Below are 13,327 nucleotides of genomic sequence, written 5' to 3' on the forward strand. Positions count from 1 at the left end.
GGGCGCCGGCGTGCAGCCTGGTGCATCGGCCGGCACGGATGGTGGCAACACAATTGCTGCATTCCCGGGTGGCGAAGTCTTGAACGTCGGCGGCGGCCGCGGCGCGGGCGGAATCAATGCAGGCGGAACGGCCATCGCAACCCGGCATTCGGATATCGTGCTTTCTGGGACTGCTGGCGTCACTGCCACCACTGCAGGCGCTGGAGGGGATGGTACCAATCCGGGACTTGGCGGCACCGCTTCAGGTTCGCAGCGACCTGGCTCAGGAGCTCCCGGACATGGGCCATACCGAGGCGGCAATGGGGCAAGTGGGCTTAGTGCTCGGGGCGGGTTTACGCCGGGTGGCGGCGGCACAACCACCTCCACCGGGGGTTCAGCCGGCGGCGATGGTCTAGTGCTTGTTCATCTTGTGCGGGCAACTACGTAGTCGACAGCGGAAGCCCAGTCTCCCTCCTGGGGTTGTCTAACCAATTCAGCGCTGTCGTACCAAGGCGAACGGCTTGAATGTGTGAACCAGCGCCAGCAGGCAACGTAGGGGAGAAGGATGAGCGTCCTTATACCCATTCCGCCTGCCAAATGTGCGGAAGCAGTGTCGACACTAATTACGAGATCTAAGCCAGCCATCAATGAAGCTGTATCGAGAAAATCTCTGGCACCGGTGTGCTCTGGGGCGAGATCAATTGCTCCCGGGATAGCTCGAATACGATCTGCCTGAAGCGGTGGCAGAGACTTCTGTGGACCGTCAGCGTGTATCGGGGATGCGCTTGTTACGACGCCAATGCGTGCTCCCCGGATATCGGCCGACGGGGGCGCAATGAATGGGTGCCCTTCAATTGCCGAGAGAGTTACACCAAAGACCTGGGGGAGCGCGCTCGACGGACAATAGAAATCGGCGTCCGAGATAGCAAAGGGTTGATCGTTCGGAAGCGGGGATATGCCCATGTGGGCGATGAGGCTGGCAAGTGGAGGGGGACAAATCCACGATACGCGGGCGCCCCGTCGAACAAGAGCGACGGCGTATCGCATGTACATGATCTGGTCGCCGAAGCCGTCCTCACCCCAGATTAGAAAATGCCTGCCTTCAACAGGCTGCCCGGCCCAGGCAGGAATTGGAAGGCGAATTGCAGCTCGCCGCCCTGCCTCGGCGCTCCTCCAACGGTTGAGTAGAGGGTAGCCGGATTGAAGGTCACCAGCCTTTAGCAGGGCGCAACCAAGGGCATAGCCGTAGGCGGCATTCTCCGGTGCCGCAGTTGCCGCCGCGCGAAGTGAAGGGATTGCCGCCCTCGGGTCATTCCGAAGCCATGCGGCGCGACCCTGCTGAAATAGGACTTCAGCGTTAAGTTGAGCTTCTAGCATTCCGGTATACTAACAGGCGAGGTTGTAGCTGCTAACTGGCAGTTCGCGGCGATTTCGGCCGACCGCCATCAAGTTTGAGTTTCGATGGCCGAGAAGGGCGGTTGGTCGTCGCCTAGGCAGGCCACCCCCATCTTAAGCAGCAACCCCGCAGCCCGGGTGGTTGGGGCAAGGCTGGCGCCGAGGGTGGTGGCGGCTTCGGCCAGGGTGATGTCGCCGGCCTTGATCAGGGCGAACAGGGCCTCGATCGAGTGGTGCTCAACGAAGAGCGAGCCGAACAGGGGGTGGGTCAGAGCCGCCCGCAGGTCGGCGATCGTCGCTGAAGGCGCGAGTCTGAGCCGCGTCTGGCCGTCGAGCGTGGCGGTCGGGTAGTGGCCGAAGGTGTGGAACGGGTCCATGCGGGATGGAGCGACATTGGGTGCGGCCTCTATCCAGCGTCGCGTGTCCGGATCGCAGAGGGCCGCGGCGCGGCGGGCGTTCAGGTCCGCCCAAAGGGCCTGGTACTGACGATAGATGACGGGCCAGTCGTAGACCTCGCGGGCCCGCTGGCGTCCGGCCTCGCCCATCGTGTGGCGCAGGTCAGGACTCTGCACGAGGGCCGTGACCGCATCTGCCGTCTCGGCGATGTCCACCGCGATCGCCGAAGCCGTGGCCCAGCAGTACTGGTCATAGCTGAGCGCGCGGGACTCCGCGCCGCGGGCGAGGGCGACGCCCATGCCGTCCGCCGGCGCAAGGGTGCGGACCCGGAAGCCGTCCACCTTGTGGCGCACCGTGTCGCGGTAGCCGTCCCAGTCGCTGACGACCACGGGCAGACCGGCCGCCATCGCCTCGACGGGGGTGAGGCCGAACGTCTCCTGGATGTTGTCGGAGAGCGAGATGAAGAGGTCGGACGCCGCCCAAGCGTGGATCCGGAGGGTCGGATCGCGACCTTCAACGAAGATGACGCGGACATCGGGCGCGAACTGCTCGGCGCCCGAGCGAAAGGCCGCGGCGATGGAGTCGTTCGGCGCCCACCCGGAGAGGACGAGCGCGATCCGCTGGCCTGTCCGTTCGGCGGCAAGCTGCAGCGCCCGATACATCGGGAACGGGTGAGCCTTGGCGTGGAACACGAGGCGGCCGACGAACAGGGCCGCGACTTCGTCGGGCTCCAGGCCCAACGCCTGGCGGGCGTCCTCCCTCGCGCCAGGGTCGAACGCGTAGTCTTCGCAGTGGACCCCGAGCGGAATGACGGGCAGCTGCGGCGCCTCCGCGCGGTTCTCCACGCCGAAGCGCCAGCGGAAGTAGTCGCGCTCGGCTTCGTGGATCCGCCGCACGGTTTCAACGACGGACGACGAGGTGCAGACGAGCGCATCCCAGGGCATCACCGCCTCGCGCAGCAGCCCGCCGATCTCGTCCATGGTTCCCAGCGAGGCTGTGGTGTGTGTGACGCCGCAGATCGAGAAGGCGGCCACGCCGGTTCGCTGGCGCAGCCGCGCATGGGTCGGAAGGGTCGCGTCGGCGATGTAGAGGACCCCGACGTCGGCGATCCGGCTCAGGCGGTCCGGAGAGATCCATTCGAAGTCGGCCGCGGGGTCGATGGAGCCGACGATCGCGCGAAATCCGTTGGCCAGCGCCCGGCCGGGCGAAAAGCCGTAGATCGGCTGATCACCCCGCGCCTGGACGGCCGCTCGGAGGAAGCCGTGGCCCGCCGACTGTCGTCCCATCAGCCCCGGCTTGGCCATGTCGTAGCCGTCCGGCTCACCGCGGATCACGGCTTGAACAAGCGACGGGTCTGACATCTGCGCCTTTTCGGAGGACCGAAGGGGAGGCGGATCAATGGGGCCTGCTGGCGCCGGAGACAAGCGCCGGCTGTGGCCGCGGCGCGCGAGCATCGAAGCAGCGAGATCACGATGAAGATTGCCCTGGAGCTCCCGCCGGGACTGAACGGCGACGACACCACCCTGGCCGGCGCAGGTCGCTGGTCAGACGGATCGAACGTGCGCTTCCGGCTGGGTCGAGCCGAGACGATCGGTGGTTGGGAGCGCCTGACGAGCGAGCCGCTGACTGGCGTCTGTCGAGGGGTGTTCCCGTGGACCGACAACGCGGGGGTGCTGAACATCGGCTTCGGCACGCACGCCAAGCTGCAGCTCTGGCGTGGCGGCGAGCTGTTCGACCTGACCCCGACGAGCGGGTTCGCCGCCGGAGCCATCGACGGCGCCGGTTCGGCGGGCTTCGGGACGGGCGCCTATGGCGTCGGCGGATACGGCCTGCCGTCGGAGTCGGATTATTTCCCCCTGACCTGGTCCTTCGGCGCCTGGGGACAGCATCTGCTGGCGAGCCCGCGCAACCAGACCATCTTCGCCTGGACAAACGACACGGGGCAGAAGGCGCAACCGCTGGCGAACGCGCCTGCTCAGGTCACCCATATGCTGGTGGCTCCACTGAACGGCGGCTACCAGGTGTTCGCTCTGGGCTGCAACGAGGAGGTCTCCGGGACCTTCAACCCGCTGTGCGTCCGGCACTCATCGATCCGGAACAACACGCAGTGGAGCACCGCCGCCAGCGGCTCGACCGCCCGAGAGTACGTTCTGACCGGCGGCGGACGGATCGTGGCCGGCCGGATGTGCGGTCCGTCGATGCTGGTCTGGACTGGTGACGCCCTTTTTCTGGGAACCTATGTGGGCGCGCTCAACCAGCCGTGGCGGTTCGATCGGGTGGGGCGCAATTGCGGTCTGATCGGTCCAAACGCGGCGGTGGTGGTCGGACAGACAGCGTTCTGGGTCAGCCCTGACCGTCAGTTCTACAGCTATGCGCCGGGCGGCCAGCCCGAGCCGATCGCCTGCCCGATCCGTCGCGACTTCGCCGAGGAACTGGCCGCTAGCCAGGGCGACAAGGTGGTCGCCTCGTCAAACGCCGAGTTCTCCGAGGTTCGGTTCGACTACCCGGACCGGCGAGAGGGCTACGAGAACAGCCGCTACCTGGCGCTGGCGATCAGCGGTCCGGATGCGGGCGCCTGGCATCGCGGCGTCATGGCCCGCACCGCCTTCGTGGACGCTGGCCCCACCGCCTATCCCATCGGGGTGAGTTACGACGGCGCGGTGTTCCTGCATGAGAAGGGACGCTCGGCGGACGGCGCCGCGTTCTCCTGGTTCATCGAAACGGCCGACTATGCGCTCGAGGCCGACACGACGATGCTGGTCCGCGGGGTCTGGCCGGACTTCAAGGACCAGGCGGGCCCCGTCACGCTGACGCTCACGTCCAGGCTGTTTCCGCAGGGCGGGACGCAAGTCGCGGCCACGCCTCTCGCACCGGGCGAGACCAAGACGGATGTGCTGGCCACCGGCCGCTACTTCCAGGTGAGGTTCGCTGGCGAGAGCGCGCCGACGGGGTGCCGCATAGGCGCCCCCGCATTCGACGTCGTTCCGGCGGGTCGACTTTGACCGGCGGAACCTGGCGGCGGTGTGCGCCCTGGCTCGACGCGGCGCTGGCGCACGCCGGGCGGACACATGCGCTTTCCGACGTCTGGGAACTGGTGGCCGCGGGGCAGGCGCAGTTCTGGCCGGGCGAGCGCGCCGCGATGGTCACGCTTGTCGAGGATGATCCGGGCGAGCGCCGCCTGCTGATCTGGTTGGCGGGAGGCGATCTGCAGGAGCTGGTCGATCGCTTGCGCCCCGCTGCCGAGCGCTGGGCGAGGGGCCAGGGCTGTCGCCGAGTGTTGGTGATCGGCCGCCCCGGTTGGGAGCGGGCGCTGGCGTCCGAGGGCTACGCGCCGCTGGCGCGCATTATCGCAAAGGAGCTGTAGATGAGCCTGAAGATCGGTGGCTCTGCGGAGAAGAGCAAGACAACGACCAGTCGCAACAGCACGACGCGCGGGAGGACCACGCCGATCGTGCCGGATTGGGCGCTGGGACCGGTGCAGCGCGGCGCGGAGCGCGTCGGTGGTCTCTTCGACCTGGATCCTCAGACGCTGGTGGCGCCGAGCCATGCCCTGGAGAACCAGGCGGCGGCGAGCGCCGCGACGCTGGGTCGCTCGAACTGGGGTGACGCCGAACCCGGGCTTCCTCAGGGGCCGGGCGACACCTCCTGGCTGTCAGGGTTCATGAATGCGGACACGCCATTCGCCTCCGGCGGCAAGGCCTACAACTACATGGACCGGTACGTGAACCCGTACCTCAGCGAGGTGGTCGACGCCTCGGCGGCCGACTTCGACGCCAATGCCGGACAGGTGCGGGCCCAGCAGGCGCTTGATCTGGCGGGCGCCGGAGCCTTTGGCGGCTCGGGCGCGGCGCTGACGCAGAGCATGACCGAAGGAGAGCTGGCCCGCGGCCGGGCCTCGACGCTTTCCGGCCTGCGCTCCAAGGCGTGGGAGACGGCGCTGGGCGCGGCGGCCGGCGACGCTGACAGGGCCACACAGGCCCGTATCGCCAATGCCCAGACGGCCCTGCAGGACCGGGCGCAGAAGGCGGGCTTCGGCTTCAGAAGCCAGGAGCAGCAACTGGCGGCCCAGGCCGCGCAGCGCGCGAACATCGCCACCCAGGCCGAGCTGGGCGCCACGCTCCGCGGCGTCGATCAGCAGCAGCGGGCCGCGCCGATCACCACGGCGCAGCAGATCGTGGCGATGCTCAGCGGCCTGCCGATCGGGCTGTTCGTCGGGCAGGAGAAGGACGAATCCAGCAGCGAGACGGGGACGAGCAAGACGAAGGGCGTCAGCGCGACGTTCAGCGCCGACATCCCTCTTGCCAAGGGATAGGGCGACATGAGCACGCCATCGGAGAGGCTCGCCGCCCTTGAGCAGCGGCTGAACGACCACGAGGCCCGCTGCGAAGAGCGGCTGGTGGAGATCAAGGCCACGGCCGCCTCGACGCTGCAGGCGGTCGAAGGCCTGAAGAACCGGAGCTGGGGCGTAGCGGCCGCGTTGCTGGCCTGGGCTCTGGCGCAATTGTGGAGCGCCAACGCCGCGCGGTTCGAGCGGCTGGAGGCTGGCCCGCCCGCCCCCCTCCACGCCACGGCCGGCGTCCGCGCCGGCTGACGTCCAACACGGAGACAAGGGATGACGACCAAGCTTACGGCGCACTTCGCGCTGGAAGAGCTCACGCACACCCAGCACCGGGAGCTCGACAACACCCCGCCTCCGGAGGTGGTGGCCAATCTGCAAACCACGGCCGCCAGGATGGAAGAGGTGCGCCGCCTGCTCGGCGGGCGGGTGATAACCGTTACAAGCGGCTATCGCTCTCCGGCCCTGAACCGGGTTGTGGGCGGGGCGCGAACCTCGGCGCACCTCGACGGGCATGCGGTGGACTTCAACTGCTACGGCTTCGGATCGCCCAAGGCGGTGTGCCGCAAGATCGCGACGTCCGACGTCGATTTCGATCAGCTCATCGAGGAGGGTTCGTGGGTCCACATATCGTTCGCGCCGAAGCTTCGCCGGCAGGTTCTCACGAAGCGGCAGGGCGGTGGCTACGCGCTCGGACTGGAGGTCGCACGATGAGGGGCCTGCTGTGCGGACTGGCGATGCTGGGTCTTTCCGGCTGCGGCACGCTATCGACGATCGCCGGCGCGTCGGGCGGATCGGACAACGCCGAGATGCTGCGGGCCCTGGGGGCGCACCTGGACGGATGTGACCGGCACTACCAGGGCGGTCTGGGCGTCGGGGCGAGCTTCACCTTCACCATCGACTGCAAGGCGCAGGCCTCGATCCCGCCGGAGACCTAGTCGGCGGCGCTCGCCCGGACGCTTGCTGAGAGATGAGAAAGGTAGGCGGCCACGTCCGGGGGCCATCGCGAGAGGACGGCGTCGAAGGCGCCCCAATCGGGCCGGAACAGCGCCCGCGAAGCTTCTTCGAAGCCGGGCAGGTCTCCTGCCAGGGCGGCCATCGCCCGATAGGCGGCGTCACGGGCCTGGCGCAGTCGATCGCCCGGCGCGCTGGTCCGCCGGGCCGCGTCCACCAGACGTCGGAGGGCTGCCGATGCGCCGCCGGGCTGGCCGGCCAGCCAGTCCCAGTGCTGAGGCAGAAGAGTCACTTCACGCGCCGTAACGCCAAGCCTGGGGCGGCCGCGTCCCGATCGGGCAGGTCCAGGTTCCACCTGGGGCAGGGTGCGCCGGCGAAAGTCCGCTATGGCGGCGTCCGGACCATGCCGCAGGTCGAGCTCCACTGCGGCGCCGGTGGCGTCATCGAGAATGAGCGGCGGCGGGCCGGCGGAGAGGTCGGCCAAAGCGACCGCCACGTCTTCGATGGAGCCCGACCCCACGCAACGCGTGTCCACGAAGGCGGTGTAGCTGGAATGGGGAATCAAGGTGGCGCCGCCGTTCGAACAACGTCGGCAGACTATATTCCGACACTATCGGCGAGAAGCCGGTGCAGCCCCAGGCTGGCGCGGGACATCCGGTTCTGATCGGGAGTGGCGTCCCCCCGGGCCATAAGGACCGGGGGGACATGGTGCCGCCGGGCAGGATTGAACTGCCGACCTCAGCCTTACCAAGGATGCGCTCTACCACTGAGCTACGGCGGCGAAGGCGGGCGCTATAGCGGGAGCCGGGCGCGGCGTGAAGCCCCAAATCGACATGGATGTGCTTGACGAGCGGGACGCCTCGCCGCACCTGCAGGCCATGCCCGGCCATGATCCCAAGGACAAGAAGGCCAGCGACTCGCGCGAGGCGAAGCTGGCGCAGGCGCTGCGGGCGAACCTGCGGCGACGCAAGGCCGCCGATGCGCCTGCCGCTGCACAGAAGGCTGACAAGCCCTCGGCCGATTGACCGCTTGGCGCGTCCGCCGACGCCGCGCTAGATACGGCGCCGAGGCGTCGCGACGGAACGCGGCCCACGCGTGCTTCGTAAGGATGACTATTGGATCGCATCGCCATCACCGGCGGCGCGCGGCTTGAGGGCGAGATCCCGATCAGCGGCGCCAAGAACTCGGCCATCAAGCTGATGGCGGCCAGCCTGCTCACCGAAGAGCCCCTGCGTCTGACCAACATGCCCCGGCTGGCGGACACCCGCTTCCTGGGCAAGCTTCTTCGCCGGCTGGGGACGGACGTGGAAGAGCAGGATGGGCCCGAGGGGGGTGAGACGCTGCTCACCACCCGAGAGATCGTCAGTGGCTTCGCGCCCTACGACCTGGTCCGGCAGATGCGGGCCTCCTTCAATGTCCTGGGACCGCTGCTGGCCCGGACCGGGCAGGCGAAGGTTTCTCTGCCAGGCGGGTGCACCATCGGCGCGCGGCCGGTTGATCTGCATCTGAAAGCGCTCGAGGCGCTAGGCGCCAAGATCGACCTGCATGAGGGCTACGTCTACGCCCAGGCGCCGCGCGGCTTGAAGGGCGGCGAGGTCGAGTTTCCCTTCGTCTCGGTGGGCGCCACCGAGCACACCCTGCTGGCCGCCGTCCTGGCGGACGGCGAGACGGTGATGCGCAATTCCGCCTGCGAGCCGGAGATCACCGACCTCGCCGATTGCCTGAACAAGATGGGTGCAAAGGTCAGCGGCGCTGGGACGCCGACCATCACCGTCCAGGGAGTCAGCCGCCTCTCGGGGACCACCCACGCGGTGCTGCCCGACCGGATCGAGACCGGCACCTATGCGCTCGCCGTCGCCATGGCCGGTGGCGAGGTTCGGCTTACCCGGACCCGCAGCGACTTCATCCAGGCGCTGGTCGACAAGATGATCGAGGCGGGCGTCGACGTCAGCCCGAACGCGGACGGACTGACCGTGAAGCGCAACGGCGGCCGGCTGAAGGCGGTCGAGATCCACACCGACCCTTACCCGGGCTTCGCGACGGACCTGCAGGCGCAGTTCATGGCGCTGATGACCCTGGCGGACGGGGAGAGCGTGATCCGCGAGACCATCTTCGAGAACCGGTTCATGCACGCGCCCGAGCTTGGGCGACTGGGCGCGGACATCTCGGTTCATGGGGGCGAGGCGCGCGTGCGGGGGGTGGCCGCCCTGGAGGGCGCGCAGGTTATGGCCACGGACCTCAGGGCTTCGGTCAGTCTGGTGATCGCCGGGCTTGCAGCGCGGGGCGAAACCATCGTGAACCGCGTGTACCACCTTGATCGCGGCTTCGAGCGGCTCGAAGAGAAACTTGGCGCCTGCGGCGGACAGGTCCGTCGGCTTAAGGGCGAGAGCGTCGAACCCGAGGTGGACTAGCGATGTCCGAAGCGCGACCGCTGCAATTGCTCGCCGAGGACGAGGGGGATCTCGCCGTGCTCTCGGCCGCCCTGCAGGATGCGGTGGCCAAGGTGGGCGACATCGCGTTCGAGCCCCGCAGCCGTCGTCTGACGATCGTCTTCAATCGCTACAGATGGGAAGCGGGCGTGCGGCAGCGGGTGCGTTCGGCGCTGCAGTTGGGCGGGGTCATGCAGGTGCAGACCCGGAAGATCCGGCGCGACCGTCCTGACGGAGTGGTGGAACTGCTGGCCATCGGGTTCCAGCCTGAAGAGGCGCCCGGCGGGACGCTGACCCTGAGCTTCGCCGGAGGTGGTGATCTCCGGGCCAGGGTCGAATGCGTGGACGCCGTGCTGGCCGACGTCTCGGCGCCGTGGCCGACGCCGCGCACACCGTCGCACGAGGCCTGAGCGCCATAGCGTTGCCGGGCCAGCGCGGCTAATAGACCGCGCCATGCGCCGCTTCCGCTTTGATGATCCAGGTTTCCGGGCCGCCTTCACCTCCTTTGTGGCCGAGCGCCGCGATACGCCCGAGGAGGTGGACGCCCTTGTCCGGGACGTGCTGGCGGCTGTCCGGTCCGAAGGCCTCGACGCGCTGCTGAGATATGCTCGTGAGTTCGATCGGATCGAGCTGACTGAGGCGACGATGCGGGTCAGTTCCGAGGAAATCGCCGACGGGGCCGCGGCGTGCCCTGCGGACGTGCGTGACGCCATCAGCTTCGCGGCGGCCAGGATTCGCAGCTACCACGAGCGGCAGCGCCCCGCAGACCAGCGCTTCACAGACGCCTCTGGGGTCGAACTCGGCTGGCGATGGACCCCGCTGGAAGCGGTGGGGATCTATGTGCCAGGCGGGCGCGCAGCCTATCCCTCGACGGTGCTTATGAACGCGGTGCCGGCGTCGGCCGCGGGCGTAGAACGGATCGCCATGGTGACGCCACCTGGCCGGTTGCAGCCCGCCGTGCTGGCGGCGGCGCAGGTGGCGGGCGTGACCGAGATCTGGCGAGTGGGCGGTGCGCAGGCGGTGGCCGCGCTGGCCTATGGAGCAGGGCCGATCAGGCCGGTGGACAAGATCGTCGGCCCGGGCAATGCGTTCGTCACCGCCGCCAAGCGGCGCGTATACGGAACCGTCGGAATCGACGCGCTCGCCGGCCCTTCCGAGATCGTCGTGGTGGCCGATGGCCAGAACGACCCCGAGTGGATCGCGGCCGACCTTCTGTCGCAGGCCGAGCATGATCCCGCGGCGCAGTCGATCCTGATCACCGACGACGCGGACTTCGCCCGTCGCGTGGAGCAGGCTGTCGACAGGCAGCTCGCTGCGCTGAGCACCGGCGAGGATGCTCGCGCATCCTGGCGGGACCACGGCGCGGTGGTGATCGCCCCCCTCGACGAAGCGCCCGGGCTGGTGGACGAAATCGCGCCGGAGCACGTGGAGTTCGCGCTGGATGAGCCCGAACGGCTCGCGGACCGCGTCCGTCACGCAGGGGCGATCTTCCTGGGACGCCATGCGCCGGAAGCCGTGGGCGACTATGTCGCGGGCTCCAATCACGTGCTGCCTACCAGCCGCGCCGCGCGTTTCTCGTCCGGGCTGTCGCTCTACGACTTCATCAAGCGCACCTCGATCGTGAAGTGCGACGCTGAGTCGTTTGCCGCGCTGGCGCCTGCGACTATCGCCCTTGCCGAGGCGGAAGGACTGCCCGCGCACGCGAGGTCCGCGGCAATTCGACTGGGGCAGGGGCGCCCGCCTCAAAGCTGAACGATTCCTGTCGCGGTGGCTCCCCGCGCGTTCAGGCTGGCTCGCCTAACTCTCCATCGACTGGAAGCAGATGACGGAGATTCGGCCATGCGGAATGCGATGGGCAAGATGATCACCAGTGGCGTGATGACGGTGGCCCTGGCAGGCGGTTTGACGCTCGGCGGCGCCACGATGGCGAACGCCGGAGTCACGAGCTGTTCGGCGCCCGGCGGAAAACAAGAGGTTGGCGCGGTCATCGGTGGGCTGGTCGGCGGCCTGATCGGAAACAAGGTCGGCGGTCGGCGCGCCACCGGCGAGACGATCGCTGGGGCCGCGGTCGGCGCAGCGGCAGGCTCGGCGATCGGCTGCGAAGTTCAGAAGAGTTCGGCGCGAAGCCCCGGAACCTACACGCGCAGCGGCTATCGCCTGCAGTCGAATATCTTGCCCGCCAGCTATCGGAGGATTGGCGAGGCCTTCGTGGCCGAGGCCGGGGTCAACCTGCGAGCCGCGCCGACGACGAACTCGGCCCGCGTCGGTCGGCTAGCCGCCGGCGAGCGGTTCCAGGCCCTGGCGGAGGTGCGCGGAACCGACTGGATCCTCGTGGGCCAGGGCGGTGTTGGCTTGGGCTATGTCCGTGGAGATTTCGTGCGACCGGTCGGACAGCGGTATGCGGCGTACTGATCGGCCCTGACCCGCGCGACGCAGACGCCCGGCGCCCAGCGGCGTCGGGCGTCCTTTGCATATCTGCGCATTCCGCGCGCGGCGGGATGACGACTGGCCCCGGAATGCAATAAAGCTCGGCTCCTAAGCCATGGCCGACGACGCGATAAAGAATCACAGGCTGCAATCCGTCGAGCTCGACGAAGAGTCGCTCGCGGCGGTTTCGCGCGACCAAGAGCAGGAACGGCAGATCGCGATCTTCGATCTGCTGGAGGAGAACCATTTCCACCCGGATGGCGCGGAAGGCGGACCTTACGATCTGCGGATGGGTCTGCTGGAGAACCGCCTGGTCCTGGACGTGCGCGGACCGGGCTACGAGCGGCGGCACATCCTCTCGCTTTCGCCGTTCCGGACGCTGATCAAGGACTATTTCCTTATCTGCGACAGCTACTACCAGGCCATCCGGCACTCTACGCCCCAGCAGATCGAAGCCTTGGACATGGGTCGCCGCGGCTTGCACAACGAGGCGTCCGAGCTGCTGCAGACGCGGCTCACGGGTAAGATCGAGACGGACCTGGACACCGCCCGCAGGCTCTTCACCCTGATCTGCGCGCTGCACTGGCGAGGCTGACTCCGGATGTCTGACGACCCCGGGGAGCGGCTGCCGGACGCGGTCCTCTTCTGCTGTAACTTCAATCAGGTGCGTTCGCCGATGGCGGAAGGCCTGCTGAAGGAGCTCGCCGGAACCCGCATTTTCGTCGACAGCTGTGGCCTGAAACGCGGCGCCTTCAATCCCGACGAGGACGACATGGAGGTGGACCCGCTCGCCGCCGAAGTCATGAAGCAGGTCGGGATCGATATCAGCCAGCACCGCTGCAAGACCTTCTCCGAGCTGGAGGACGACTCCTTCGATCTTGTGGTGTCGCTGACGCCCGAGGCTCAGCACAGGGCGGTGGAACTTGCGCGGGGCAGGGCGGCCGACATCGAGTACTGGCCCACGCTCGATCCCACGCTGGCCGAAGGCTCGCGGGAGAGCCGGCTGGAAGCCTATCGTCAGGTGCGTGACAGCTTGGCGGCCCGAATCCGCAAGCGCTTCCGGCTATGAGCGGCGCCCATCGACGATCACAATCGCGATGCGCTATATTGACAACGTAGAATGCGGCTCGCAGCCAGACGGCGCGAGCCGTCGTCTTATTGAAACCGCCTAGGAGCGCAGGGAGCCTGCATGGCGAAGGAAGAGTTGCTGGAGTTTCCAGGCACGGTGAGCGAGGTGCTGCCGAACGCCACGTTCCGCGTGAGACTCGAGAACGACCACGAGATCATCGCCCACACCGCCGGAAAGATGCGAAAGAACCGCATCCGTGTATCGGCCGGCGACAAGGTCCTCGTGGAAATGACTCCCTACGACCTTACCAAGGGCCGTATCACCTTCCGCGTCCGCTAAGCG

General features: G+C 67.9%; 16 protein-coding genes and 1 tRNA gene. 14 read left to right on the forward strand and 3 right to left on the reverse strand.

Translation table 11 applies throughout. The annotated features are described in order from the left end of the window. Positions 1–1,424: 1,424 nt before the first annotated feature. Entirely contained in the window at positions 1,425–3,131 is a 1,707-nt protein-coding gene (locus DJ019_RS17150; RefSeq protein ID WP_165844057.1) for a glycosyltransferase family 4 protein, read from the reverse strand. 111 nt (positions 3,132–3,242) lie between these two features. On the opposite strand from DJ019_RS17150, the gene DJ019_RS17155 reads away from it, so the two are divergent. The 6 genes from DJ019_RS17155 to DJ019_RS17180 are packed head-to-tail and all read left to right on the forward strand — an operon-like array spanning position 3,243 to position 7,044. Then, entirely contained in the window at positions 3,243–4,772 is a 1,530-nt protein-coding gene (locus DJ019_RS17155) for a hypothetical protein (RefSeq protein ID WP_133255327.1), read from the forward strand. Continuing rightward, on the forward strand, positions 4,769–5,134 hold the full coding sequence (locus DJ019_RS17160) for a hypothetical protein (protein WP_111277314.1): 366 nt from the start codon (positions 4,769–4,771) through the stop codon (positions 5,132–5,134). The genes DJ019_RS17155 and DJ019_RS17160 overlap by 4 nt, the downstream gene beginning before the upstream one ends. Then, positions 5,135–6,082 carry a hypothetical protein gene (locus DJ019_RS17165; protein ID WP_111277316.1) on the forward strand — a complete coding sequence of 316 codons (948 nt, stop codon included), beginning with the start codon at positions 5,135–5,137 and terminating at the stop codon, positions 6,080–6,082. 6 nt (positions 6,083–6,088) lie between these two features. Next, positions 6,089–6,361 carry a hypothetical protein gene (locus DJ019_RS17170; RefSeq protein WP_111277318.1) on the forward strand — a complete coding sequence of 91 codons (273 nt, stop codon included), beginning with the start codon at positions 6,089–6,091 and terminating at the stop codon, positions 6,359–6,361. 21 nt (positions 6,362–6,382) lie between these two features. Continuing rightward, a complete protein-coding gene (locus DJ019_RS17175; RefSeq protein WP_111277320.1) occupies positions 6,383–6,820 on the forward strand; it encodes a D-Ala-D-Ala carboxypeptidase family metallohydrolase in 438 nt (145 codons plus the stop codon). Beyond that, a complete protein-coding gene (locus DJ019_RS17180; protein WP_111277322.1) occupies positions 6,817–7,044 on the forward strand; it encodes a hypothetical protein in 228 nt (75 codons plus the stop codon). Before DJ019_RS17175 ends, DJ019_RS17180 begins: the two co-directional genes overlap by 4 nt. Here DJ019_RS17180 and DJ019_RS17185 read toward each other — a convergent pair. Then, positions 7,041–7,625 carry a DUF2239 family protein gene (locus tag DJ019_RS17185; protein WP_111277324.1) on the reverse strand — a complete coding sequence of 195 codons (585 nt, stop codon included), beginning with the start codon at positions 7,623–7,625 and terminating at the stop codon, positions 7,041–7,043. The two genes, DJ019_RS17180 and DJ019_RS17185, sit on opposite strands and share 4 nt — an antisense overlap. A gap of 141 nt (positions 7,626–7,766) precedes the next feature. Continuing rightward, a tRNA-Thr gene (locus DJ019_RS17190) sits at positions 7,767–7,841 on the reverse strand. 34 nt (positions 7,842–7,875) lie between these two features. Between DJ019_RS17190 and DJ019_RS17195 the strand changes: the two genes are divergently transcribed. From DJ019_RS17195 to infA, 8 genes are all read left to right on the forward strand, one after another. Then, positions 7,876–8,085: a hypothetical protein gene (locus DJ019_RS17195; RefSeq protein ID WP_133255328.1), complete on the forward strand. Its 210-nt coding sequence runs from the start codon at positions 7,876–7,878 to the stop codon at positions 8,083–8,085. A gap of 90 nt (positions 8,086–8,175) precedes the next feature. Then, on the forward strand, positions 8,176–9,471 hold the full coding sequence (murA, locus tag DJ019_RS17200; protein ID WP_111277328.1) for a UDP-N-acetylglucosamine 1-carboxyvinyltransferase: 1,296 nt from the start codon (positions 8,176–8,178) through the stop codon (positions 9,469–9,471). 2 nt (positions 9,472–9,473) lie between these two features. Beyond that, positions 9,474–9,899: a DUF2948 family protein gene (locus DJ019_RS17205; RefSeq protein ID WP_111277330.1), complete on the forward strand. Its 426-nt coding sequence runs from the start codon at positions 9,474–9,476 to the stop codon at positions 9,897–9,899. Between the two features lie 43 nt (positions 9,900–9,942). Beyond that, the gene (gene hisD / locus DJ019_RS17210; RefSeq protein WP_111277332.1) at positions 9,943–11,241 is read left to right on the forward strand and encodes a histidinol dehydrogenase; all 1,299 of its coding nucleotides are present in this window, start codon (positions 9,943–9,945) and stop codon (positions 11,239–11,241) included. An 87-nt stretch (positions 11,242–11,328) separates the two neighbouring features. Beyond that, positions 11,329–11,901: an SH3 domain-containing protein gene (locus tag DJ019_RS21045; protein ID WP_165844058.1), complete on the forward strand. Its 573-nt coding sequence runs from the start codon at positions 11,329–11,331 to the stop codon at positions 11,899–11,901. 130 nt (positions 11,902–12,031) lie between these two features. Next, on the forward strand, positions 12,032–12,511 hold the full coding sequence (locus tag DJ019_RS17220) for a UPF0262 family protein (protein ID WP_111277334.1): 480 nt from the start codon (positions 12,032–12,034) through the stop codon (positions 12,509–12,511). A gap of 6 nt (positions 12,512–12,517) precedes the next feature. Further along, the gene (locus tag DJ019_RS17225) at positions 12,518–12,985 is read left to right on the forward strand and encodes an arsenate-mycothiol transferase ArsC (RefSeq protein WP_111277336.1); all 468 of its coding nucleotides are present in this window, start codon (positions 12,518–12,520) and stop codon (positions 12,983–12,985) included. Positions 12,986–13,105: 120 nt separating this feature from the next. Further along, positions 13,106–13,324 carry a translation initiation factor IF-1 gene (infA, locus tag DJ019_RS17230; RefSeq protein ID WP_111277338.1) on the forward strand — a complete coding sequence of 73 codons (219 nt, stop codon included), beginning with the start codon at positions 13,106–13,108 and terminating at the stop codon, positions 13,322–13,324. Positions 13,325–13,327: the final 3 nt, after the last annotated feature.

The organism is Phenylobacterium kunshanense, from assembly GCF_003254525.1.
GTDB lineage: Bacteria > Pseudomonadota > Alphaproteobacteria > Caulobacterales > Caulobacteraceae > Phenylobacterium > Phenylobacterium kunshanense.